Origin of the sequence: Nocardioides sp. Root122, assembly GCF_001425025.1 — a bacterium.
Taxonomy (GTDB): Bacteria; Actinomycetota; Actinomycetes; order Propionibacteriales; family Nocardioidaceae; genus Nocardioides.
The window spans coordinates 354,395-377,802 of the sequence record NZ_LMDE01000001.1 but is presented as its reverse complement, the minus strand read 5'-3'; the positions used below and the strand labels follow the sequence as shown (position 1 = coordinate 377,802).

Below are 23,408 nucleotides of genomic sequence, written 5' to 3'. Positions count from 1 at the left end.
TCCCCTGTCAACCACACCTTCTCAGGTAAAGACGGACCATGGGGGTGGAGTCGGTGAAGTCGCTCACATCACGGGCGGGGCGAACGGCGCGCATGGTCCACGAGCTCGACCGCCCGCTCCGTCCCGGGCCGGGCGTACGCCGCCAGCCGCTCGCGGGCAGCGTCGAGCGCGGGCGAGGAGGCGTGGTCGGGTGTGACGCGACCGGGGTAGAGCGCCACGGACTCGGCCCACGCCTTGACGTCCGGCTCGCTGGTGAACGCCGCGGTGGCGCGGCTGCCGAGCAGGTTCATCTCGACCCAGTCCGCGAGCGTGTTGCCGTAGTGGCTCGGCGGGCACAGGCGGTTCTTCTCCGCGTCGTCCCGACGTGTCGCCTCGACGTAGCCGATGAGGGCCGCGCCGAAGCAAGGGAAGCCGGCCCGGATCGGCTGGAGGGTGATCACCTCGGGTCGCCACACCGGCACGAGGGGCGGCATCTGCAGGCCGCTGGCGGCGCAGTGCACGACCAGCGCGTCGTCGGCGATCGCCGCCGCGCCTCCGTCCATGACGAGGCGACCGCGCTCGGCGGAGCGCACGTGCCCGAGGCGTACGACGTCCTCGACCGTCCGCAGCAGGTCGACCTCCCACTGCCCGATCGTCGGCGCGCGGGCCATCGTCGGGGTGAGCGTCCGGTCGATGCGCAGCATCACCCCGGCGTCCTCCAACCGGAGGAACATGTCGTCGAGCGACGAGGCGCGCGCCGCGGACTCCCAGACGTCGGCGGCCATGCCGAGGAAGATCGCGGGGTCGGGCTGGACCACGGCCCGGTTGAACATCCACGGCTCGCGCGGGCGCACCCACCGGATCGTGTCGGGGTCGGTGCCGCCCTGGAGCAGCCAGACGATCGCGTCGGTGGCGGTCTTGCCGGAGCCCACGACGACGTACTGGCTCGGGGAGTCCGCGAGCCGCGCCAGGTCGTTGACCGGGACGACGTGCGCGCCGTCGACCGCGAAGGGCGGCGGCACCTCGGCCGGGATGGTCGGCGCGAGGTAGTGGGCGTCGACCACCCGACAGCCGGGCGGCACGGCCGTCCGCTCGCCGGTGTCGAGCGAGACGACCTCACCGTCGACGTGCTCCGTGCCGGTGAGGAGCTGCACCCGGCCGGTCGCCTCGAGCCGCGCGAGCGCCCGCTCGTAGTAGCCGACGATCTCGGTCTGCGAGGCCCGCTCCTGCAGTCCCGCCTCGGGGCCGGTGTCCTGCAGGCGGCCGCCGCCGAGCAGCGTGGACGGCACGCCGTAGAACGCCGAGGACTGGTGCAGCCGGACGAACGGGTAGGCCTCACGCCAGTGGCCGCCGGGGCCCGAGCGCCGGTCGACCAGCACCACGCGGGCGTCGGAGTGGTCGACCAGCGCGTCGGCGAAGGCCAGGCCGGTCGCACCCGCGCCGACGACGAGGTGGGTCGCGTCGAGGAGTGAGGTCACACCTCACACGATGGCACCGCGCCGCCGGCCGCGCCACGGACGGCCGAGCGTCAGTCGTGCGTCAGTCGAGCACCGCGTCGACGGTCTTCTTCAGGGCGCTCGGCTGGGACGGCTTGGTGGGCGCCTTCTTCTTCGCCGCGAGCAGCTCCTCGCCGATCTCCTGCAGCGCCTTGCGGCCGAGGCCGTCGCGCACCTTGGGGAACCAGTCCTGCTCCTCCTCGTCCATGTGGTGCAGGACGTTCTCGATCAGGACCGTGGTCTTGGCGTCGAAGCGCTCGTCGGTGGGCTTCATGCCCGACAGCTCCATCACCAGGACGTCGGCGACGTGGTGCTCCTCGTAGGACTCGAGCACGTCGTCCTCGAGGTCGGGGAGCAGCTCGCGCACGCGCGGGTACATGACCTCGTTCTCGATGTAGGTGTGCTGGGTCAGCAGCCCGATCATCTGCTCGACCAGGCGGCCCTTGCGCTCGGTGGCGTCCTCGCCCGCGGACTGGAAGTCGCGGAAGACCTTCCGGACCTGCTTGTGGTCTTCCTTGAGAAGGACGATGGCGTCGTTCGACATGGGGGTGCCTCCGTGTGGCTCGTTGCGGTGCTGAGCCCCGGGAGTACCCCGAACCGCGACGGCTCAACGCGCGGACTGGTCCACTGCGTGGGAGCGATCCCTTCATCGATCTTGACTTATATAAGTCTGGAATGAAACCGTGGTCCCATGTTCGACGTAGCCAAGCACCTGGGCGCCATCACGCGCACCGTCGAGGACAGCACCCACGAGGGCACGCCCGTCAAGGTCGTGGTCGCCTCACGCACCTACCCCACCGACGTCGACGACCTCTGGGACGCCGTCACCGACCCCGCGCGGATCGCCCGGTGGTTCGCGCCTGTCACCGGCGACCTCCGCCTCGGCGGGCGCTTCCAGGTCGAGAACAACGCCGGAGGCGAGGTCCTGACCTGCGACCAGCCGACGCACCTCGCGATCACCTGGGAGTTCGCGGGTGACACCTCCTGGGTCGACGTGCACCTGGCGGAGGCGGGCGAGGGCGCGACGCTGACCCTCCGCCACGCGGCCGACGTGCGCGACAACCCGCACATGACGACGTACGGCCCGGGTGCCGTCGGCGTCGGCTGGGAGCTCGGGCTGATGGGGCTCGCGGAGCACCTCGCGACCGGGGCCCCGATCGCGCACGAGGAGGTCGAGGGCTGGGGTGCGAGCGCTGACGGCCAAGGCTTCATGAGCGCCTCCGCGACCGCATGGGGCGAGGCGGACGCGTTGGCCTCCGGCAACCCGGCGGCCTCGCGCGCAGCCGCACAGCGCACCGCGGCGTTCTACACCGGCGCCGAGCCCCCGGCCTGACGTGCACGCCTTCGACGTCCTCGGCGACCCCGTACGCCGTCGCATCCTCGAGCTGCTCGCCGATGGGGAGACGAGCGCGGGCGACGTGGCCTCGGCCGTGGGCGCCGAGTTCGGGATCAGCCAGCCTGCGGTCAGCCAGCACCTGCGCGTGCTGCGCGACAACGGCTTCGCCACGGTCCGGGCCGAGGGCACGCGCCGGCTCTACGCCGTCGACCCGGCCGGGCTGAAGGAGGTCGACGCCTGGGTCGAACGGTTCCGAGTGTTCTGGGACCAGAAGCTGGACGCGCTCGGCATCGAGATCGCCCGCGGCCGGATGGACCGTCGACTCGACGCGAACTGAGATACGTGCTCGGCTGAGCACCCCACCCACCGAGGAGACACCCGTGAACGACCTGCTCGACCAGCTCCGCGAGGCCGTCGGCGACGCCCACGTGCTCACGTCCGACGACGAGGTGGCGGCCTACGTCGTGGACTGGACGGGCGTGCACGCCGGTCGTGCCCTCGCCGTGGTCCGGCCCGGCTCGACGGCCGAGGTCTCCGCCGTCGTGGCTGCCTGCCACGCGACAGGGACACCGCTCGTGCCGCAGGGCGGCAACACGGGCCTCGTCGGCGGCGGCGTCCCGGACGGCTCGGGCAGCCAGGTCGTGATCTCGCTCGGCCGGATGCGCACGGTCCGCGACGTCGACCCGGTGGCCGGGACGATCACCGTCGACGCCGGCGTCGTGCTGGCCGAGGTGCAGGCCGCCGCGGCCGCGGCAGGCCGGCTCTTCCCGATGTCGTTGGGCTCCGAGGGCAGCTGCACGATCGGCGGCAACCTCGCCACCAACGCCGGGGGCACGGCCGTGCTCCGCTACGGCATGACCCGCGAGCTGGTGCTCGGCCTCGAGGTCGTGCTGCCCGACGGCCGCGTGTGGGACGGCCTGCGTGGGCTGCGCAAGGACAACACCGGCTACGACCTGACCCAGCTGTTCGTCGGCTCCGAGGGCACGCTCGGCGTGATCACCGGAGCGGTGCTGCGCCTCTTCCCGCCGACGCCCCGGCACGCGACCGCGTGGGTCGCGGTGCCGTCGGTCGCGGCCGCGGTGTCGCTCCTCGCGATCGCGCAGCGCGAGGCGGGCGTGCACCTGTCGACTTTCGAGATCGCCAACCGGCAGGCCATCGACCTCGTCCTCGCCCACCTGCCCGGTGCCGTCGACCCGCTGGCGGAGCCGAGTGAGTGGTACGTCCTGGTGGAGCTGGCCGGCTCCCCCACCGACGACGGGCTCGACGAGTCGCTCGAGGCGGTCCTGGGCGCCGCGGTGGAGGACGGCCTGGCCTCGGACGCCGCGATCGCGGGCAGCCCGGCCCAGCGCGACGCGCTGTGGGCGCTGCGCGAGGGCATCTCGGAGGCGCAGAAGGTGGAGGGCGCGACGCTGAAGCAGGACGTGACCCTGCCGATCGCCGACCTCGCCGACTGGACCGAGGCGATGGGGCCGCGCCTCCAGGAGGTCCTGCCCGGCGTGCGGCTGGTGACCTACGGCCACGTGGGCGACGGCAACCTCCACTACAACCTCAACGCGCCCGTCGGTCGCGACGACGACCTCCGCGCGGCGGCGGCGGACCTGTCCTCGGCGATCTACGCCGCCGTCGCCGCGGCCCACGGCTCGATCAGCGCCGAGCACGGGCTCGGCCGGACGAAGGCGGCGGCAGCGGCGTCGTACAAGTCCGACGTGGAGGTCGACCTGATGCGCGCGCTGAAGCGGGCCATCGACCCCGACGGCCTGATGAACCCCGGCGTCCTCCTGCCGCCCGGGTAGTCCCCTACGTTCTGGACGGGTAGTCCCCTACGTTCTGGACGGGTAGTCCCCTACGTTCTGGACGGGTAGTCCCCTACGTTTCGCACGGCCCGACCGCGCCGCCGCGTTCAGAACGTAGGGGACTACCGGGGTTCGGGGCGTGGTTAGGGTGGAGGCCGTGAAGGCACAGACCCTCGGACGCGTCCTGCTCGGCTCCTTCATGGTGGGCGCGGGGGTGCTGCACCTGACCACCCAGCGCCAGGAGTTCCAGGCGCAGGTGCCCGACTGGTTCCCCCTCGACGAGGACCTCACCGTCGTCGGGTCGGGCATCGTCGAGATCAGCCTGGGCGCGGCGTTCGTCGCACTGCCGAAGCACCGGCGCACCGTCGGCGCGCTCCTCGCAGCCTTCTTCGTCGCGATCTTCCCGGGCAACATCGCGCAGTACGTCGAGGGCACCGACGCGTTCGGCCTCGACACCGACCGCGCCCGGTTCATCCGGCTGTTCTTCCAGCCCGTGCTGGTGCTCGCCGCGCTGTGGGGCGGTGGCTGGCTGAGCCGGCGGTCCGAGGCCCGGCGGGACGAGGAGCTGGCGACCGAAGAGGTCGACACCGGCGAGTGACTCGCCGAGCCTGGTGAGGCGGCCGGTTTGTCCACAGGGGCGCCGGGGCAGACTCCTCCCATGCCAGGGACAGGGACCGTCGCGCGGCTCGCGCTCGCAGCAGCCGTGCTGCTGACCGCCGGCTGCTCGGACCCGTCCACCGGTCCGACCGACGGCGGGACGACCGCCGCCGGCATGGCCGCGTGGACGAGCACGGACCCCGTCGACACCTCGGGGCTCATCTGGGCGGCGGACGGCGTCGTGCACCTCTCCGACGGCACGACGATCGACGTGGGCGGGCCCCTCACGACGTACGTCGTCGCCGGCGACGGGGTCTGGTTCACCCCAGCCGAGAGCGAGGAGTCGGCCGGCCGGCACTCCAGCACGTCCACCGGTCCGCTCCACTTCGCCGGCCGCGACGGCACGGTGAGTGACACCGGAGTGACGGTCTACGTCGAGTCGATCGGCAGCTCCCCGGACGGCCGCTACCTGGGGTTCGTCGACGCGACCTCGGGGCCGGAGGACGACTTCAGCGGCCAGCCGCGCGGCACCGCGATCGTCGTCGACACGACCACCGGCGAGCGGGTGGTGGAGACCGCCGACGGCATGGGCGACCCCGACGAGGACGACCTGGAGCACGACTACCCCGAGGTGTACCTCGGCGTCCGGTTCCCCGACAACGGTGCGGCCGTCGTCGAGGGGCTCGGCGACTTCTTCTTCACCCTGCCCGACGGCGAGGGTGAGCCGCTCGAGTCGGGATTCCGCCGCCCATCCGACCCCGTGAGCCCCGACGGGGAGTGGACGATCCAGGACCGCGGCTTCGACGACCGGGTGGTCTCCGCCAACGGCGCGCCGGTCCCGATCCGGACCGGCACGCCCCGTCGCGACCTGCGGTGGTGGCTCGACGAGGCCACCGTCGTCGGCATCGCGATCGCAGGCCCCGGCGCGGGGCAGGACCTCGGCCCCGACAACACGGCGACCCTGGTCACGTGCGAGGTCCCCGAGGGCGCGTGCGCCCGGGTGGACGGCACCGCCGGCGCCCGGGTCCGGTTCCCGGTCGGCGCGGGCGACGAGGGCCTCGACCTCGGCAGACCCGGAGGTGGGTCGTGATCGACCCCGAGATCGACCACCGGCGCATCGTCTCGGGCAACAAGGGCGCCCTGACGTCGGCGGCCGACACGCTCGCCGACGTCGGGCACGACCTCGACGACGCGCGTGGCCGGATCCACGACGCCGCCGCGACGACCGACTGGAGCGGGCCGGCGGCCGTCGGCTTCCAGGCCCGCATCACCCAGCTCGCCAACGGCGTCTCGGTCAACCGCTCCGCCGTCGCCCGCGCGCGGGGAGCCCTCGACGTCGCGGCGGCGGCGTACGACACCGCGGTGCAGCAGGCCGACCACTACATCTCCTTCTGGCGCAACCGTCCCGGCGACCTGATCCCGGTCCTCGAGGGGATCCTCGCGATGGTCGTGCGCACCCGGTTGGTCGAGGTCGGCGCCACCTACGGCCAGCAGCTGACCGCCGTCGCCGCCGTCATCACGGGCGAGGACGTCGACCTCGACAGCCTCGACGAGGAGACCCGGAAGTGGGTCGAGCAGGGGCTGGCGAAGAACAAGGAGTGGGCCGAGGAGAGCGGCAGCACCTTCGGCCCACTCATCCCCAACACCCTGGCCACCGGTGACGACCGCGGACTCACCCCGCAGGGGCTGGGCTACGACCCGCGCACCGGCACCTACGTGATGAGCTACTACACCAAGGACGGGACGTCCACGCTGGCGCTGGTCGACGCGGTCACCGGCCAGGAGCTCGGCGACGTCGACCTCGCCGGGCTGCACGACCCGTACGCCGACCCACCGCTCCGCGGGCCGTCGCACGCGGGTGGCGTCAGCGTGCAGGGCGACGACGTCGTCGTGGTCGACAAGGGGAAGGTCTACACCTACTCCATGTCGGAGATCCGGGGCCAGCACAACGGCGGCACGGTCAACGCCAGCAGCGTCCAGGACGTCGCGTCCGGAGGCTCCTACTCCGCGATCCACGACGGCAGGCTCTACCTGGGCGACTACGACGCCGACAAGCTCTACGTCTACGAGAAGGGACCCTCGGGTACGTGGCAGCCAGCGCTCGACGCCCACGGCGACCCGGAGGTCCACGACACCCCCGACAAGGCGCAGGGCCTGGTGGTCCGCGACGGCGAGTTCGTCTTCAGCACCTCGCCCAACCGCTTCGACGAGGGCTCGCTGATCGTGCAGGACCGCGAGACCGGCGACCGCAGCGATCCCTACACGCTGCCCAACATGGCCGAGGGTGTCGTGGAGGTGGACGGGAATCTCCTCACGACCTACGAGTCGACGGCCGACCAGTACTCCGACGACGGCACCGACTGGGGCTGGCTTCCCGGCAAGTCGGATGACGACGACCTCTGGGCCAACCCCTACCTGACGATCACCCCCCTCTCGGCGCTCGGCCTCGGCGCGGACTTCGACGTCCAGCCCGGCACGCTGCGCGAGGCCTCGCACGCACTCGACCGGCCGAGCAGCCAGCTGTCCTCGGCGTCCTCGACCGTGCGCGGGGTGAAGGTCCACGCCGACGACCTCGGGGAGGTGCCCGGCGCCGGCGGGTTCGCGTCGGCCGTGACGACGCTGCTCGACGCGGCCTCCGACAGCCTGCGCTCCGGCTCGAAGGCCGTCGCCCTCGTCTCGGACAACCTGATGGACTCCGCCCGCGACTACCAGCGCACCGACGACGTCATCGGCGGCGCCTTCCACGGCATCACCCCCGGCTGACGACCGGTCGATCAGAGGCGGCCGACGGCCACAGTCCGCAGGTCGAGCCGGCGTGCCCGACGACCCGCGGCTGCGCCGGGCCATCACGGCGTACGTCGACTGGGCCGCGACCGGCCCGTTCCAGGCCTGGGGCCGGTCGAAGGACGACGTCCCCGACGACCTCCCGCTCCCCCACTGGGACTGGGACGGCCCGGTCGCCTGGCTCGGTGGTTGAGGTGCGAGCGCAGCGAGCCTCGAAACCACACTGACCTGCGCGGTTTCGAGGCTCGTCGCTGGCGCTCCTCGCACCTCAACCAGCGAGGAGGGAGAGCCCGTCCTCACCCGCGTCGACCGTGACGGAGCCACCGTCGGTGACCTCACCGGCGATCAGCCTCCGGGCCAGCGGGTCGCCGATGGCGGACTGGATGAGCCGTCGCAGCGGCCGGGCGCCGTACGCCGGGTCGAAGCCGGTCTCGGCCAGCCAGGCGCGCGCCGCGTCGGTCACCGAGATGGTGATCCGCCGGACCGCGAGCCGCTTCTCCAGCAGCGCGAGCTGCAGGTCGACGATGTGGGCCAGATCGTCCTTCGACAGCGCGTCGAACATGACGACCTCGTCGAGCCGGTTGAGGAACTCGGGCTTGAAGTGCGACCGCACCACACCCATCACCGACTCCTTCTTCGCGACCGGCTCCAGGATCGGGTCGACCAGGAAGTTCGAGCCGAGGTTGGAGGTGAGGATCAGCAGGGTGTTGCGGAAGTCGACCGTGCGACCCTGGCCGTCGGTGAGCCGGCCGTCGTCGAGCACCTGCAGCAGGATGTCGAAGACCTCGGGGTGCGCCTTCTCCACCTCGTCGAGCAGCACGACGCTGTAGGGGCGTCGCCGCACGGCCTCGGTGAGCTGGCCGCCCTCGTCGTAGCCGACGTAGCCGGGAGGCGCACCGACGAGCCGCGAGACCGAGTGCTTCTCGCTGTACTCGCTCATGTCGATGCGGACGATCGCCCGCTCGTCGTCGAAGAGGAAGTCCGCGAGCGCCTTGGCGAGCTCGGTCTTGCCGGTGCCGGTGGGGCCCAGGAACAGGAACGAGCCGGTCGGCCGGTTGGGGTCGGCGATGCCCGCACGCGAGCGGCGTACGGCGTCACTGACCGCGGTCACGGCCGCGCGCTGACCGATGAGGCGCTCGCCGATGACCGACTCCATCTCGAGGAGCTTGGCGGTCTCCCCCTGCAGCATCTTGCCGGTGGGGATGCCGGTCCACGCCTCGACGACGTCGGCGATCTGCTCGGCACCGACCTCCTCGCCGACCAGCGGCTCGAGGTCGACGGCCTCGGCCTTCTCGACCTCGGCGATCTGCTTCTCGAGGTCGGGGATCCGGCCGTACTGGATCTCGCTGGCACCGGCGAGGTCGCCCTCGCGCAGCTTCTTCTCCGCCTCGATCTTCAGCGTGTCGAGCTGGCGGCGCAGCTCGCCCTCACCCTGGAGCTGGTCCTTCTCGCGCTCCCACCGCGTCTCGAGCCCGCGCAGCTCCTCCTCCTTGTCGGCGAGGTCCTTGCGCAGCACCTCGAGCCGCTCGCGGGACGCGTCGTCGGTCTCCTTGGCCAGCGCGAACTCCTCCATCTTGAGGCGCTCGACCTGGCGGCGGAGCTGGTCGATCTCCTCGGGCGAGGACTCGTGCTCCATCCGCAGGCGCGACGACGCCTCGTCGATGAGGTCGATGGCCTTGTCGGGCAGCTGGCGGCCGGTGATGTAGCGGTCGGACAGCGTCGCGGCGGCGACGAGCGCGGCGTCGGTGATCCGGACGCCGTGGTGCGCCTCGTACTTCTCCTGGATGCCGCGCAGGATCTGGATGGTGTCCTCGACCGACGGCTCGCCGACGAAGACCTGCTGGAAGCGGCGCTCCAGCGCGGGGTCCTTCTCGATGCGCTCGCGGTACTCGTCCAGCGTGGTCGCGCCGATCATGTGCAGCTCGCCGCGGGCAAGCATCGGCTTGAGCATGTTGCCGGCGTCCATCGCGGAGTCGCCGCCGGCGCCCGCGCCGACGACCGTGTGCAGCTCGTCGATGAAGGTGATGACCTGCCCACCGGCGTCCTTGATCTCCTCGAGGACGGCCTTGAGCCGCTCCTCGAACTCGCCGCGGTACTTCGCGCCCGCGACCATCGCCGCCAGGTCGAGGCTCAGCACGCGCCGGCCCTTGAGGGAGTCGGGCACGTCGCCGGCGACGACGCGCTGGGCGAGGCCCTCGACGACGGCGGTCTTGCCGACGCCCGGCTCGCCGATGAGCACGGGGTTGTTCTTGGTGCGCCGCGACAGCACCTGGACCACGCGGCGGATCTCGGCGTCACGCCCGATGACCGGGTCGAGCCGTCCGTCCTCGGCGGCCTGGGTGAGGTCGACGGAGTACTTCTCCAGCGACTCGTACGACGCCTCGGCGGCCTCGCTGGTCACCCGGCGGTTGCCGCGGACAGCCGTGATGGCCTCCCGCAGGCCGTCGGCGGACAGGCCGGCGTCGGTCAACACCTTCTGCGCGGGCGACTCGACGGTCGCGATGGCGACGAGGAGGTGGTCGGTGGCGACGTAGTCGTCCTTCATCGAGCCGGCCAGGTCGAGCGACTGGGCCAGCACCCGGGTCAGCGCCGCGGACGCGCTCGGCTGCTGGACGGTCGAGCCGGACGCGCGCGGCAGCTGCTGCTGGGCGCCCTCGGCCTTGGCGAGCAGGATCGCCGGGTCGACGCCCGCCTTCTGCACGAGGCTGCGGCTGGTGCCGTCCTCCTGCTTCAGCAGGGCGACGAGCAGGTGGATGGGCTCGGTGTGGGTGTTGCCGCCGGTGGTGGCGGCGAGCTGGGCAGCCTCGATCACCTCACGGCTGCGCGTGGTGAACTTCTCGGCACCGAACTGGCTCAACTCAGGTCCTCCTGGTCACGAGTGTCTGCTCGGGACCAACTCTGGTCCCACCTGCTCCAACGCGCCAGAAGTTGAGTCGATTCCCCTCAACTTTGAGATCTTTGCCGCTTCTTCCTCGAACTTCCTCGGTGGTTGAGGTGCGAGCGCAGCGAGCCTCGAAACCACGCTGATCCAGGTTTCGAGGCTCGTCGCTGGCGCTCCTCGCACCTCAACCACCAAGGAGCGAGCGCAGCGGCGTCAGCGGCGCCGCCGGAGGAGGTAGGTGTCCATCACCCAGCCGTCGGCGTCCCTCGCCCGCTCCCGCGCCTGGCGGATCGACGACACGACGTCCCCGAGCCGTCCGGCCACCAGCTCCTCGTGCGGGCTGCCGAGGTTGGCGCCCCACCAGATGTCCCAGTCGCCGTCGAGGTCGGCCGCCTGCAGCCGGCCGTCGAGCATCACCACGAGGTTGTCGTGGCCGGCGGCCACCTCGGCCACGAGTCGCCGCCCCGTCGTCACCAGCACCGGCCTGCCGACCTCGTGGAGCACGACGCGGTGGCGGGCGGCGAGGAGCGAGAGCGCGGAGACACCGGGCAGGACGTCGTACTCCAGGCGGAGGCGCTCGACCACGCGGATCGTGGAGTCGTAGAACGCCGGGTCGCCCCAGACGAGGAAGCCGACCGTGCCCGGGCGGTCCAGGATGACGGAGTCGTACGCCGCCGCCCGCGCGTCGTGCCAGTCGAGGACCGCGCCGTCGTAGTCGGCCGGGTCGTCGCGATCCCGAGGCGGATCGGCGACGGCGACCAGCTCGACGCCGACATCGGCGCAGATCGCGCGGCGGAGCGCGAGCAGCGGGTCACCCGGTCCCTTGTCCGCCGCGATGATGTAGTCGCACGAAGCGATCGCGGCGCGCGACTCGGCGGTCAGCTGACCCGGGTGGCAGCCGATGCCGATGATGCGGACCCGGGAGACGCCGAGCTCGATCACCGGTCCTCCAGCTCGCCCTCGACGTCGAGGTAGACCTGCTGGAGCGCGGCCATCACGTCGGCGTCGGGCGACTCCCACAGACCGCGCTCGCCAGCCTCGTGCAGCCGCTCGACGATGCCGCGCAGCGCCCAGAGGTTGGAGGTCCGGAGGAACTGCTGGTTGGTCTCGTCGAGGACGTACTCCTTGGCCAGCGACTCGTACATCCAGTCGTGCACCACGCCCGCCGTCGCGTCGAAGCCGAAGAGGTAGTCGACGGTCGCGGCGAGCTCGAAGGCGCCCTTGTAGCCGTGGCGCTGCATCGCCGCGATCCAGCGCGGGTTGACGACGCGCGCCCGGAAGACGCGGTTCGTCTCCTCCTGCAGCGTCCGGGTCCGCACCGCGTCCGGGGACGTCGAGTCACCGACGTACGCCTTGGGGTCGCTGCCGGTCAGCGCACGCACGGTGGCGACCATGCCGCCGTGGTACTGGAAGTAGTCGTCGCTGTCGGCGATGTCGTGCTCGCGGGTGTCGACGTTCTTCGCCGCGACCTTGATCCGGCGGTAGTTGGTGCGCATGTCGTCCGCGGCCGGCGCCCCGTCGAGGTCACGTCCGTAGGCGAAGCCGCCCCAAGCCGTGTAGACCTCCGCGAGGTCGTTGTCGCTGCGCCAGTTGCCGGACTCGACGACCTGCAGGATCCCGGCGCCGTACGACCCGGGCTTGGAGCCGAAGATGCGGGTGGTGGAGCGCCGCTCGTCGCCGTGCTCGGCCAGGTCGGCGCGGGCATGGGCACGGACGTAGTTGTGCTCGTCGGGCTCGTCGAGTCCGGCCACCAGGCGTACGGCGTCGTCGAGCATCGCGACCACGTGCGGGAAGGCGTCACGGAAGAAGCCGGAGATCCGCACCGTGACGTCGATGCGCGGGCGGCCGAGCTCGTCGAGCGGGATCAGCTGGAGGTCGTTGAGGCGGCGTGACGCCTCGTCCCACACCGGCCGGACGCCGAGCAGCGCGAGCACCTCGGCGATGTCGTCGCCACTCGTGCGCATCGCACTCGTGCCCCACACCGAGAGGCCCACGGACTGCGGCCAGGAGCCGGTCTCCTCGACGTACTTCGCGACGAGCGACTCCGCCATCGCCTGCCCGGTCTGCCACGCCAGCCGCGACGGGACCGCGCGCGGGTCGACGGTGTAGAAGTTCCGGCCGGTCGGCAGCACGTTGACCAGCCCGCGCAGCGGCGACCCCGACGGGCCGGCGGCGATGAACCCGCCGTCGAGCGCGTGGACCACGGCGTCCAGCTCGTCGGTCGTCCGCGCGAGCCGGGGCACGACCTGGGTGGCAGCGAACTCCAGCACCCGCACCACCTCGGGGTCGTCGTGCAGCTCCTTCGCGCGAGCGGGATCCCAGTCGGCCTTGTCCATCTGCTCGACCAGGTCCCGCGCGATCGCCTCGATCCGGTCGACCTCGACGGTCGGCAGCTCGGAGACATCGCTGGTTGAGGTGCGAGCGAAGCGAGCCTCGAAACCTGCGATGGCACTGCGGAGGCCCGGCACCGCCTGCGCCTGGCCGCCGAACACCTGCGCCGCGCGCAGGATCGCGAGCACGAGGTTCACCCGCGCCTCGCCGGAAGGCGCCTCGCCGAGCACGTGCAGCCCGTCACGGATCTGCGCGTCCTTGATCTCACACAGCCAGCCGTCGACGTGCATGATGAAGTCGTCGAAGGACTCGTCGTCCGGCTGCTCGTCCAGCCCGAGGTCGCGGTGCATCTCAGCGGCATGCATCAGCTGCCAGATCTCGCCGCGGATCGCCGGCAGCTTGGCCGGGTCCATCGCGGCGATGTTGGCGTGCTCGTCGAGGAGCTGCTCGAGGCGGGCGATGTCGCCGTACGACTCCGCGCGCGCCATCGGCGGCACGAGGTGGTCGACGATCGTCGCGTGCGCGCGCCGCTTGGCCTGCGCGCCCTCGCCGGGGTCGTTGACGAGGAACGGGTAGACCATCGGCAGGTTGCCGAGCGCCGCGTCGGTGCCGCAGGACGCAGACAGCGCGGCGTTCTTGCCGGGGAGCCACTCGAGCGACCCGTGCTTGCCGAGGTGCACGACCGCATCGGCCCCGAAGCCTCCCTCTTGAACAGCCCTGCCCAGCCAGCGGTAGGCACCGAGGTAGTGGTGCGTCGGCGCGAGGTCGGGGTCGTGGTAGATCGCGATCGGGTTCTCGCCGAAGCCGCGCGGCGGCTGGATCAGCAGCACCACGTTCCCCGCCCGCACCGTCGCCAGCACGAGCTCCCCGGCGTCGTTGACGAACAGCGAGCCGGGCGCCTCGCCCCACGCCTCGACCATGTCGGCCCGCAGGTCGTCGGGCAGGTCGCGGGTCCACTCGGCGTACTGCTGCGGGGTGATCCGCACGTGCGCGTCGGTCAGCTGCGCCTGCGTCAGCCACTCCTCGTCCTGCCCGCCTGCCGCGATCAGCGCGTGGATCAGCGCATCGCCCTTCTCGGTGTCCGTCGCGTCGCGGTCGAGGATGTCCGTGACCACGTTCCCCGATCCCAGGTCGTACCCCTCAGCCCGCAGCCGCTGCAGCATCCGGATCGCGGAGACGGGGGTGTCGAGCCCGACGGCGTTGCCGATGCGCGCGTGCTTGGTGGGGTACGCCGACAGCACGAGCGCGAGCCGCTTCTCGGCGTTCGGGACGTGGCGCAGGCGCGCGTGCCGGACCGCGATGCCGGCGACGCGCGCGCACCGCTCGGGGTCGGCGACGTAGTGCGGGAGGCCGTCGGCGTCGACCTCCTTGAAGGAGAACGGCGCGGTGATGATCCGCCCGTCGAACTCCGGGATCGCGATCTGCGTCGCAGAGTCGAGCGGGCTCACGCCGTCGTCGGACGCCTCCCACTCCGCGCGGCTGCTGGTGAGGCAGAGGCCCTGGATGATCGGGATGTCGAGCGCCGACATCCGCGCGACGTCCCACGACTCGTCGTCCCCGCCGGCACTGGCGCCCGCCGGGACGGAGCCGCCGGCCGCGAGGACGGTCACGATCAGCGCGTCGAGCGTGCCGAGGGCGTCGTACAGCTCGCCGGGCGCGGAGCGCAGCGACCCCGCGAAGACCGGTACGCCGACCGCCTCCCCCGTCGCGTCGATCGCGTCGGCCAGCGCGTGCGCGAAGGCGGTGTTCCCGCTCGCCTCGTGGGCGCGGTAGTAGAGCACACCGACTCTGCTCTTCTCGGTGGTTGAGGTGCGAGGAGCGCCAGCCGCCTCGGTGGTCGAGGTGCGAGGAGCGCCAGCGACGAGCCTCGAAACCTCCGCCCTCTCAGCGAACCCCCACTGCGGCAGCTCCGCCGGCGGCGCGAACCCCTCACCGGTCAGCAGCACCGTGTCGGAGAGGAAGGCGTGCAGCTGGCGGAGGTTCTCCGGACCGCCCTCGGCGAGGTAGCGATGTGCCTCAGCCGCGACGCCCATCGGCACCGACGACAGCTCCATCAGCTCGGCGCTGGGCGCCTGCTCACCCCCCAGCACGACGACGTGCTTGCCGGTCGCGGCGACGCGCGTGAAGCCGGAGCACAGGTCCTGCGGCGAGCCGAGCAGTCGGCCGACGACGAGGTCGCAGCCCTCGATGACCTCGGCCATCGACTGGTGGCCGGGCCGCGCCGGGTTGGCGAGGACGTAATCCGCGCCGGACGCCCGGGCACTCAGCAGATCGGTGTCGGACGTGGACAGCAGTGCGATGCGCACGGATTCCTCCCGCGGGGTTCTCGCCCCTCGTTAGTCGGATCCCGCGTGGTCCAGTGTCTGGCTCAGGCCCATTCTCTAGGCCCTCACAGTGGCGGAACCGCCCCGGACTCGCACCGGGTTCCTGGGTTCCACGCAGGTGGCAGCGGCAGCCTAGCGCCCCCTCTTCTCGGTGGTTGAGGCGCGAGCGAAGCGAGCCTCGAAACCACGACCCGACATCGTGGAGCCCCCGTGCCACATGGTGACTCGCGGGCTCCACGATCACCCCGCCACCATCCGTTGGTTGAGGAGGGCGCGCAGCGCCCATCACGAGACCCCCAGCTCCGAGTGCCAAGATCACTCCGTGACCGAGCGCACCCGAGCCGACCTCTGCCCGGGCGTCTTCCGCCCCTGGCCGGCCGACGACGGCGCCCTGGTCCGCCTCCGCATCCCCGGCGGCCACCTCACCCGTACGAAGCTCGCCGCCCTCCTCGACGTCGCCGAGGCCTACGGCGACGGCGAGGTCCACCTCACCAAGCGCGCCAACCTCCAGCTCCGCGCCCTGCCCCTGTCGGGCGACGACGTTCCGACCGAGGTCGTCGAGGCGATCCGCGCGACCGGCCTGCTCCCGCACCCCGACCACGAGCTGGTGCGCAACATCCTCGTCTCCCCCCTGACCGGTCTCCACGGCGGCCGCGCCGACCTCCGCCCGGTGACCGCCGAGCTCGACGAGCGCATCTGCGCGACGCCGTCCCTCGCCAAGCTCCCCGGCCGCTTCCTGCTCGTCCTCGACGACGGCCGCGGCGACCTGATCGACCGCTCCTGCGACCTCGGCCTCGTCGCCCTCGACGCGGAGACCGTCCAGCTGAGGGTCGGCAGCACCCACTGGGGTCCGGTGGTCCCGCTCCACGAAGCGGCGGCCCGCCTCGCCGGCCTCGCCCGCGCCTTCCAGCAGGTCCGCGAGACCGCCTGGCACGTCGACGAGCTCCCCGTCCCGCCCGCGTCCAGCGACGCCGACCCGCACCTGCCCACGGCGAGCCCCCCACCGCCGTACGGCGACATGGCGGAGGGCATCACGCACCTCGAGGTCCCCGGCGGCGTCCTCGACCGCGCAGCCATCGGCGATCTGAGCGAGCACCTGGTCGTCACACCCTGGAAGTCCCTCATCGCCTACTGACGTCGACACCATGCAGGCAGTTCGCGGCCGGACGCGCAATGGCCACGCTCGATGTCCGCGACGCGGCAGCGAACTGCCTGCGTGGTGCTCCGATCCCGGCCCGCGCTGGTCGAGGAGCTTCAGGTCCAGGCGTTGCTTCGTCCTCGAAACGACGGGCTGCGCCGAGTGGCCCCACCACGCTGACACGATGACTCCGTGCCGCTTCCCCTCCCTCCGCCCGAGCTACCGTGCGGACCGTTGACGCTGCGGGCGATCACGGACGACGACTGGCGCCTGGAGCAGCAGCTCTCGCGCTGCGCAGAGGTCGTGCGGTGGACGTCGTACCCGGCCGACCTCAGTGAGGTGGAGGCGCGGTCCCGGGTCGCCCGCCAGCAGGAGCGGGCGCGCCAGGGCGCGACCCAGCGCTACGCCATCTGGGAGGACGACGTCGCCCACGGCACGTGTGGGCTGGGCTCGCTGGGCCAGGCGGTGCCGGAGGCGATGTACGCCCTCCTGCCGACCGCGCGCGGACGCGGCATCGCCACCGCGTGCGTGAAGGCTCTGCTGGACTGGGCCGCCGGACACGATCGACCGGCGGTGACCATCGTGACCGTCGACGGCAACGCGGCGAGCGCGGCCGTCGCGCGACGGGCCGGCTTCGACCTCTGGCAGACCGTCGAGGGCGACCACCGAGGACGATCGGCCACGCTCCACCGGTGGCGCTGGCTCGCCGACCCTCGAGCCAGCGCGCCCGCCTGAGCCCCAGGGGTGGCGGCACATCGCACCTCCGGGGACCGCCTCCGCGCAATCTGCCGCCACCCATTAGGGGCCCGCCGCGCCGCGGCGAACTGGGATCCGGACACGCGTCGACCCCCGTCGCGCGCGACTGCCCTAGGCTGCCCCCGTCACGCGACACAGGAACCCGGTGCGAGTCCGGGGCGGTTCCGCCACTGTCAGACCTCCAGCGACACGGGAGGTCGAGCCAGACACTGTCCGCGCGGCGTTACCAGCCGACCAGGGGCGCGAACCCCGAGGAGCCGTGATGAGCCTGTTGTCCCGTCCCACCCGCCGCTTCGACTACGTCGCCGACGGCGCCGCGATCTACGACGAGTCGTTCGCGACCATCCGCCGCGAGGCCCGCTTCGCCCACCTGCCAGCCGACGCCGAACGCGTCGCCGTACGCATGGTCCACGGCACCGGGCAGACCGACCTCACCGACGACCTCGTCATCCACCCCCGCCTCGTCAGCGCTGCGCGCGGCGCGCTCGAGGCCGGTGCGCCGATCATCACCGACGCGCACATGGTCGCCAGCGGCGTCACCCGCAAGCGCCTCCCGCGGGACAACGAGGTGCTGTGCGCGCTGCACGACCCGCGTACGCCCGACATCGCGATGCTGATGGGCACCACCCGCTCGGCCGCCGCGCTGTCCCTGCTCGAGGACCGGTTCGAGGGCGCGGTCGTCGCGATCGGCAACGCCCCCACCGCGCTCTTCCACCTCCTCGAGATGCTGCTCGACGGCGCTCCGCGCCCGGCCGCGATCGTCGGCTGCCCGGTCGGGTTCATCGGCGCCGCCGAGTCCAAGCAGGCGTTGGAGGACGTCGATCTGGACATCCCCTACCTCACCGTCCGCGGCCGCCGCGGCGGCTCGGCGATGACGGCCTCGGCCCTCAACGCGCTCGCCCAGGAGCAGGAGTGAGCGGCCGGTTGTACGGCGTCGGGCTCGGCCCCGGCGACCCCGAGCTGATCACCCGCAAGGCGGCCCGGCTCATCGAGTCGGCCGACGTGATCGCCTTCCACGCCGGCGTCGGCAAGACCTCCAACGCCCGCACCATCGCCGCCGAGCTGATCCCGGCGACGGCGATCGAGGAGGAGCTCCGCTACCCCGTCACCACCGGCACGACCGCTCACCCGGGTGGGTACGCCGGCGCGATGGCCGAGTTCTACGAGTCCTGCTCTGCCCGCCTCGGCGCCCACCTCGAGGCCGGCCGCACTGTCGTGGTCCTCGCCGAGGGTGACCCGCTGTTCTACGGCTCGTTCATGTACCTCCACGACCGGCTGGCCGACCGCTTCGAGACCGAGGTCGTCCCCGGCGTACCCGCCTTCGCCGCCGCCACCGCCGTCCTCGCCTCGCCGCTCGTGCGCCAGACCGACGTGCTGACCGTGCTCCCCGGCACCCTCCCCGTCCCCGAGCTCGCCCGCCGCCTCGCCGACACCGACGGCGCGATCATCATGAAGCTCGGCCGCACCTTCCCCGGCGTCGTCGAGGCGCTGCGCCAGGCCGGCCGCCTCGAGCACGCGAAGTACGTCGAACGCGCCTCCATGCCCGCCGAGCGCTGGATGCCCGTGGTCGACGTCGACCCCACGTCCGTCCCCTACTTCTCCCTGATCGTCGTCCCGGGAGACTCAGTGGCCGACGACCCGACCGGCCGCCGATCACCGTTGGTCGAGTCGGACGGCCAGCCCTCGGTGGTTGAGGTGCGAGCGCAGCGAGCCTCGAAACCACACCCGCTCAAGGTCATCGGCCTCGGCCCCGGCCCGGACACGTGGCTCACCCCGGAGGCCCAGGAAACCCTCGCCGACGTCGACCACGTCGTCGGCTACGCCCCGTACGTCGCCCGCGTCCCCCAGCGCGAAGGCCTCACCCGCCACGCATCCGGCAACACCGTCGAGGTCGACCGCGCCCGCCTCGCCCTGGACCTCGCGAGAAGCGGCGAGAAGGTGGCCGTCGTGTCCGGCGGCGATGCCGGAGTCTTCGGGATGGCGAGCGCGGTGTTCGAGGCAGCGGCCGACTACCCCGACGTACCCATCGAGGTCCTCCCCGGCGTCAGCGCCGTCCAGGCCGTCGCGGCCAAGGCGGGCGCCCCGATCGGCGCGGACTTCGCGGTCGTGTCGCTGAGCGACCGGCTCAAGCCGTGGCCGGTGATCGAGAAGCGCCTGCACGCGATCGCCGATGCCGACCTGGTGCTCGCGGTCTACAACCCCGCCTCGCGCAGCCGCACCACACAGGTGGCCGACCTGCAGAAGCTCTTCCTCGAGCACCGCAGCCCCGACACGGTCGTCGTGGTCGGTCGCGACGTCGGCCGCGCCGAGGAGTCGTTGACCGTGACCACCCTCGCCGAGCTCGAGGCCGACACGGTCGACATGAAGTGCCTGCTGATCGTCGGCGCCTCGTCGACCACCGTGACCGCGACGGGCCAGGTCTGGACGCCGAGGTTCGTGGAGTGACCGTCCACTTCGTCGGCGCCGGCCCGGGCGCGGCCGACCTCATCACCCTGCGCGCTGCGTCGCTGCTCGCGGCCGCCGACGTCGTGCTCTACCCGGGGACGTACCTCGACGCCGAGGTCCTCTCCCACTGCCCCGACGCCCGCCAGGTCGACACCCAGCGCCTCGACCTCGACCAGATCACCGCGGTGATGGTGTCCGCGGCCGAGGACGACAAGGAGGTCGTCCGCCTCACCTCCGGCGACCCGTCGCTCTACTCCGCACTCGCCGAGCAGACCGCCCGCCTCGACCGGGCCGGGGTCGCATGGGACGTGTGCCCGGGCGTGCCGGCGTACGCCGCCGCTGCTGCCGCCGTCGGCCGCGAGCTCACCGTCCCGCTCGTCGCCCAGTCGGTGGTGCTGACGAGGACGCAGGCCCGCTCGACCGCGATGCCGCCGACCGAATCGCTGGCCGCCTTCGCGGCAACCAGGGCGACGCTGGTTCTCCACCTCGCGATCACCAGGACGCGTTCACTGGCCGAGTCGTTGGTCGACGAGTACGGCGCGGACTGCCCCGCTGTCGTCGTCCACCGAGCCAGCCAGCCCGACGAGCTGGTCCTGCGCGGCACGCTCGCCGACATCGCCGGCCAGGTCGAGGCCGCTGGCCTCACGCAGGCCGCGGTCATCCTCGTCGGCTGGGCACTGGCGCGTGAGGGAACCGAGTCCTGGCTCTACACAGCCGACCGCCCGAGAGCCTGATCCACCGTTGGTCGAGGACGCCGGCCCCCTCGTTGGTTGAGGTGCGAGCGCAGCGAGCCTCGAAACCCCCCGGCACAGAAAGAAGCCCCGGACCAGAGGCCCGGGGCTTCTCGCAGCTGTCGATCAGGCCTGCTGGCCCAACGCGAACTGGATGTTGCCGTCCGCGTCCACGCCGCCGTCCAGCACCATGCCGTCGAGGGCCTGGGCGGCGTTGGCCTCGACCCAGACGGTGGCACCGTCCTGCTCGATGGTCTGGTCGCCGTCGACCGCGTGGTCGGCGGGGCTGACGGACAGGGACTGCCCGTCGGCCTCGGCCGCGATCCGGACGCCGGACATCTCCGGCACTTCCTCAGCAAGCTTGTTGACGATCTCGGTCACGTTCTCGGTGAGAGCAAGCATCTGGCTCTCCTTCCGTATGGAGTGCGTGTCCCCTCCACCATTGCGCGGATCCGGTGCAGGCACAAACCGAGGGCCCGAGGCACGACCCCCTCGCTAGGGCTGGCGTCTACGGCTCGACGTGCATCTCGTCGATCGAGGCGAGCTGCTCGGTGAGCAGCCGGCGCAGCTGGTCGCGCTGCTCGGTCGCCGCCTGACGGAGCGAGGCCACCTCGGCCTCGAGGGCAGCCTTCTCGTCGACGAGGCCGGCCATGGCCGTCGTACGCTCGCGGTCGAGGGCAGCGGCCTGCTCCGACCTGGCGCGGGCCTGCTCGGCCGCGGCCCGGTCCGCCTCGTCGCGGCTCGCCCGCGCGGTCTCGTCAGCCGAGGCTCGCGCCTCGTTCACCAGGGCCTCGGCCTCGGCCTTGGCGTCGGCGACGAGCTGGTCGGCCGTCATGGCAGCGATCTCGAGCGCGCGGGCGACGGACGCATCCCCCTGCGAGGAGGAGGGCGTCGGTGCGGTGCCCTCCGTCGCCGCGTAGCTGTCGTGGCTCGGCCCGGAGGTGCGGTCCTCGCGCGGGAAGTACTCAGTGTTCGACATGTTTCTCCCCATGGATGCGTGCCGGCTCTGGGTGTGCTGGCTCGGGTCCGAGCCGTTGTCACGTGACCATTGTCAGTGCACCCATGATCGCCCGGTGTGGGCGGCTTGCCAATTGGTCCCTTGTCGCGGTCTCGCCGGCCCCGCTCAGCCACCGTCCTCGGTGAGGGTCGCGGCGGGCAGCCAGTCGGCCCCGAGGAGCTCGGCGAGGTCGGCCAGACCGGTGGTGTCGCTGCCCACGGTGTCGGAGGCGGCGGCGATCCGCTCCACCATCACCTTGCCCACCTGCTCCTCGACCGTGCCCTCGGCATAGGCGATGTGCCACGGCGACACCTGGTGGTCACGGTGCGTACGGCCGGTCACCTGCCGTCCGGCGATGCCGGAGAAGCGCGCCTGGTGGAAGACACCGACCCGCGGGTCCGTGCTCGCCTGGCGGCCGTCGGCAAGGGTCTCGCCGGCGTGGAGGCTGATCGAGGCGACGGTGGTGAAGACGCACACCTTCGCCTCGCCGGTCTGGAAACGGAGCCGCTCGACCTCCGGGTCGAAGCGGTCACGGCCATAGATCGTGGCCACCTCGATGCCGGAGTCGCGCAGCCGGCCGGCGATCGGGTCCGCGGCGGTCGCGACGAACTCGACCGAGCACGCCACCTGCCGCTCCGCCTCGACCTGCTGGGCGATCCAGGCGACGGTCGAGTCGACGCGGATGAGCCCCGCCTTCTGCCGGAAGCGCAGGAGCGCGGCTCGCCCCTTGGCCACGTTGCGGCCGCGCCGGGCGATGTCCATCTCGCGGCAGAACTCGCCCCACTCGGCAACGTATGCCGTCCGCTCCGCTGGCGACAGCGCCACCGGCATCCCGGAGATCGGCACCGGCCCCCACGGGGCGGCGCGGTGCAGCATCGCCGGCGGCCGCTCCTCGTCGAGCCAGCCGCGCACGAGCTTGAGGTCCGCCGCGCGTCGCGCCGGGTCGGTGGTCCACGCCGCGCCGTACCGACCCCGCTCCACGCCGACACCGTGGCGCTCGAGCGCGTCGGCGAACACCTCGCCGGGCTTCGTCGCGTTCGTCCACTCCTTCATCGGCTCGCCGAGGACCTGCGCATAGGCCGGGGCGAGGTACGGCAGCTCGAGCGGCGTGTGCCCCGGCGTCGCAGTGGTCGCAATGACGAACGGCGCCGCGTCGTGCGGCTTCCCGTGACCGGAGATCCGCGCCCACAGCTTCCACCGTTTCGTCGTCGTACGGCGCAAGGCGTGGGCCTCGTCGGCGATGATCACGTCCCAGGCGTGGTCCTTCACCTTCTCCAGCCGGTCCCACGTGATCACCACCCACTCCAGACCGCCGTCGCCGAGCGCCGTGATCGTGCGGCACCAGTGGCCGATGGTGATCGCGGCGGGCCGGTCGGCGACGACCAGCACCCGTTGCGCACCCCGGAGGTCGCCGACAGCCGTCGCCCCGAGGACGGCGGAGATCGTCTTGCCCACACCGGGCTCGTCGGCGAGCAGGAAAAGACGCCCGCCCGCCTCGGCGCGCGCCGCGATCGCATCGGCCGCCTCGAACTGGATCCGCCGCGGCTCGAGCGCGTCGGTCGGCTCGGGGTCGGGCGTCGGGTGGTCGGGGTTGAGGGTGTTCTCGATGAACCGGCCGAGCGTGTGGGGGCCCGGGGCGTACGGCTTGAGGTGCTCGGGCAGTGCGCGCCCGACGAACAGGTGGGTCTTCACGGCGGGGTGCCAGCTCGCGCCCTCGGCCTGGGTGCCGTACGGCACGTCGAGCACCCACACCCGCTCGCCGGGCCCGGCGGTGGGCAACGGCCTCGGCTGCTTCGTGCCCTTCCGGCGCGGGGGCGCGC

At 72.3% G+C, this 23,408-nt stretch carries 20 protein-coding genes and 2 riboswitches; of the genes, 12 read left to right on the top strand and 8 right to left on the bottom strand.

Features of this window, described 5'->3' with window-relative positions; genetic code table 11:
* Positions 1–68 precede the first annotated feature (68 nt).
* Both ASC64_RS01730 and ASC64_RS01725 read right to left on the bottom strand, forming a co-directional pair.
* Complete coding sequence (locus ASC64_RS01730; protein WP_056905789.1) at positions 69–1,457, bottom strand: NAD(P)-binding protein; 1,389 nt, start codon at positions 1,455–1,457, stop codon at positions 69–71.
* Between the two features lie 61 nt (positions 1,458–1,518).
* Entirely contained in the window at positions 1,519–2,019 is a 501-nt protein-coding gene (locus tag ASC64_RS01725; protein ID WP_056905788.1) for a hemerythrin domain-containing protein, read from the bottom strand.
* Positions 2,020–2,166: 147 nt separating this feature from the next.
* Here ASC64_RS01725 and ASC64_RS01720 point away from each other — a divergent pair, with 147 nt between their 5' ends.
* The 7 genes from ASC64_RS01720 (at position 2,167) to ASC64_RS21875 (ending at position 8,178) form a co-directional block, all read left to right on the top strand.
* Entirely contained in the window at positions 2,167–2,808 is a 642-nt protein-coding gene (locus ASC64_RS01720) for an SRPBCC family protein (RefSeq protein ID WP_056905787.1), read from the top strand.
* Position 2,809: 1 nt separating this feature from the next.
* Complete coding sequence (locus tag ASC64_RS01715; RefSeq protein ID WP_056905786.1) at positions 2,810–3,148, top strand: ArsR/SmtB family transcription factor; 339 nt, start codon at positions 2,810–2,812, stop codon at positions 3,146–3,148.
* A gap of 43 nt (positions 3,149–3,191) precedes the next feature.
* On the top strand, positions 3,192–4,604 hold the full coding sequence (locus tag ASC64_RS01710; RefSeq protein WP_056905785.1) for an FAD-binding oxidoreductase: 1,413 nt from the start codon (positions 3,192–3,194) through the stop codon (positions 4,602–4,604).
* Positions 4,605–4,803: 199 nt separating this feature from the next.
* The gene (locus ASC64_RS01705) at positions 4,804–5,202 is read left to right on the top strand and encodes a DoxX family protein (RefSeq protein ID WP_283099927.1); all 399 of its coding nucleotides are present in this window, start codon (positions 4,804–4,806) and stop codon (positions 5,200–5,202) included.
* 60 nt (positions 5,203–5,262) lie between these two features.
* Positions 5,263–6,291 (top strand): hypothetical protein, encoded by a 1,029-nt coding sequence (locus tag ASC64_RS01700; protein ID WP_156384952.1) that lies wholly within the window; start codon positions 5,263–5,265, stop codon positions 6,289–6,291.
* Positions 6,288–7,964 (top strand): WXG100 family type VII secretion target, encoded by a 1,677-nt coding sequence (locus ASC64_RS01695; RefSeq protein WP_056905782.1) that lies wholly within the window; start codon positions 6,288–6,290, stop codon positions 7,962–7,964. The genes ASC64_RS01700 and ASC64_RS01695 overlap by 4 nt, the downstream gene beginning before the upstream one ends.
* Positions 7,965–8,016: 52 nt before the next feature.
* The gene (locus ASC64_RS21875) at positions 8,017–8,178 is read left to right on the top strand and encodes a hypothetical protein (protein WP_156384951.1); all 162 of its coding nucleotides are present in this window, start codon (positions 8,017–8,019) and stop codon (positions 8,176–8,178) included.
* Positions 8,179–8,253: 75 nt separating this feature from the next.
* Here the strand turns inward: ASC64_RS21875 and clpB are convergent, their stop codons facing one another.
* The 3 genes from clpB to cobN form a co-directional block, all read right to left on the bottom strand.
* The gene (gene clpB / locus ASC64_RS01690; RefSeq protein WP_056905781.1) at positions 8,254–10,842 is read right to left on the bottom strand and encodes an ATP-dependent chaperone ClpB; all 2,589 of its coding nucleotides are present in this window, start codon (positions 10,840–10,842) and stop codon (positions 8,254–8,256) included.
* A gap of 237 nt (positions 10,843–11,079) precedes the next feature.
* Positions 11,080–11,808 (bottom strand): precorrin-6A synthase (deacetylating), encoded by a 729-nt coding sequence (cobF, locus tag ASC64_RS01685; RefSeq protein WP_235563477.1) that lies wholly within the window; start codon positions 11,806–11,808, stop codon positions 11,080–11,082.
* A complete protein-coding gene (gene cobN / locus ASC64_RS01680; RefSeq protein ID WP_056905780.1) occupies positions 11,805–15,503 on the bottom strand; it encodes a cobaltochelatase subunit CobN in 3,699 nt (1,232 codons plus the stop codon). Before cobN ends, cobF begins: the two co-directional genes overlap by 4 nt.
* A 30-nt stretch (positions 15,504–15,533) precedes the next feature.
* Positions 15,534–15,672, bottom strand: a riboswitch (cobalamin riboswitch).
* A 171-nt stretch (positions 15,673–15,843) separates the two neighbouring features.
* Here cobN and ASC64_RS01675 point away from each other — a divergent pair.
* From ASC64_RS01675 to ASC64_RS01655, 5 genes are all read left to right on the top strand, one after another.
* Positions 15,844–16,656, top strand: coding sequence for a nitrite reductase (locus tag ASC64_RS01675; RefSeq protein WP_056905779.1), 813 nt, complete (start codon positions 15,844–15,846; stop codon positions 16,654–16,656).
* A gap of 237 nt (positions 16,657–16,893) precedes the next feature.
* The gene (locus ASC64_RS01670) at positions 16,894–17,394 is read left to right on the top strand and encodes a GNAT family N-acetyltransferase (RefSeq protein ID WP_056905778.1); all 501 of its coding nucleotides are present in this window, start codon (positions 16,894–16,896) and stop codon (positions 17,392–17,394) included.
* A gap of 156 nt (positions 17,395–17,550) precedes the next feature.
* Positions 17,551–17,627, top strand: a riboswitch (cobalamin riboswitch).
* 50 nt (positions 17,628–17,677) lie between these two features.
* On the top strand, positions 17,678–18,331 hold the full coding sequence (locus ASC64_RS01665) for a precorrin-8X methylmutase (RefSeq protein WP_056905777.1): 654 nt from the start codon (positions 17,678–17,680) through the stop codon (positions 18,329–18,331).
* On the top strand, positions 18,328–19,860 hold the full coding sequence (locus ASC64_RS01660; RefSeq protein WP_056905776.1) for a precorrin-2 C(20)-methyltransferase: 1,533 nt from the start codon (positions 18,328–18,330) through the stop codon (positions 19,858–19,860). The genes ASC64_RS01665 and ASC64_RS01660 overlap by 4 nt, the downstream gene beginning before the upstream one ends.
* On the top strand, positions 19,857–20,594 hold the full coding sequence (locus tag ASC64_RS01655; protein ID WP_056905775.1) for a cobalt-precorrin-4/precorrin-4 C(11)-methyltransferase: 738 nt from the start codon (positions 19,857–19,859) through the stop codon (positions 20,592–20,594). The genes ASC64_RS01660 and ASC64_RS01655 overlap by 4 nt, the downstream gene beginning before the upstream one ends.
* Before the next feature lie 123 nt (positions 20,595–20,717).
* On the opposite strand, the gene ASC64_RS01650 is transcribed toward ASC64_RS01655, so the two are convergent.
* The 3 genes from ASC64_RS01650 to ASC64_RS01640 all read right to left on the bottom strand — a co-directional run bounded on the left by ASC64_RS01650 (position 20,718) and on the right by ASC64_RS01640 (position 23,367).
* Entirely contained in the window at positions 20,718–20,993 is a 276-nt protein-coding gene (locus ASC64_RS01650) for a hypothetical protein (protein WP_056905774.1), read from the bottom strand.
* Between the two features lie 106 nt (positions 20,994–21,099).
* The gene (locus ASC64_RS01645) at positions 21,100–21,570 is read right to left on the bottom strand and encodes a hypothetical protein (RefSeq protein ID WP_056905773.1); all 471 of its coding nucleotides are present in this window, start codon (positions 21,568–21,570) and stop codon (positions 21,100–21,102) included.
* Between the two features lie 144 nt (positions 21,571–21,714).
* Positions 21,715–23,367 carry a helicase gene (locus ASC64_RS01640; RefSeq protein ID WP_235563476.1) on the bottom strand — a complete coding sequence of 551 codons (1,653 nt, stop codon included), beginning with the start codon at positions 23,365–23,367 and terminating at the stop codon, positions 21,715–21,717.
* Positions 23,368–23,408 lie beyond the last annotated feature (41 nt).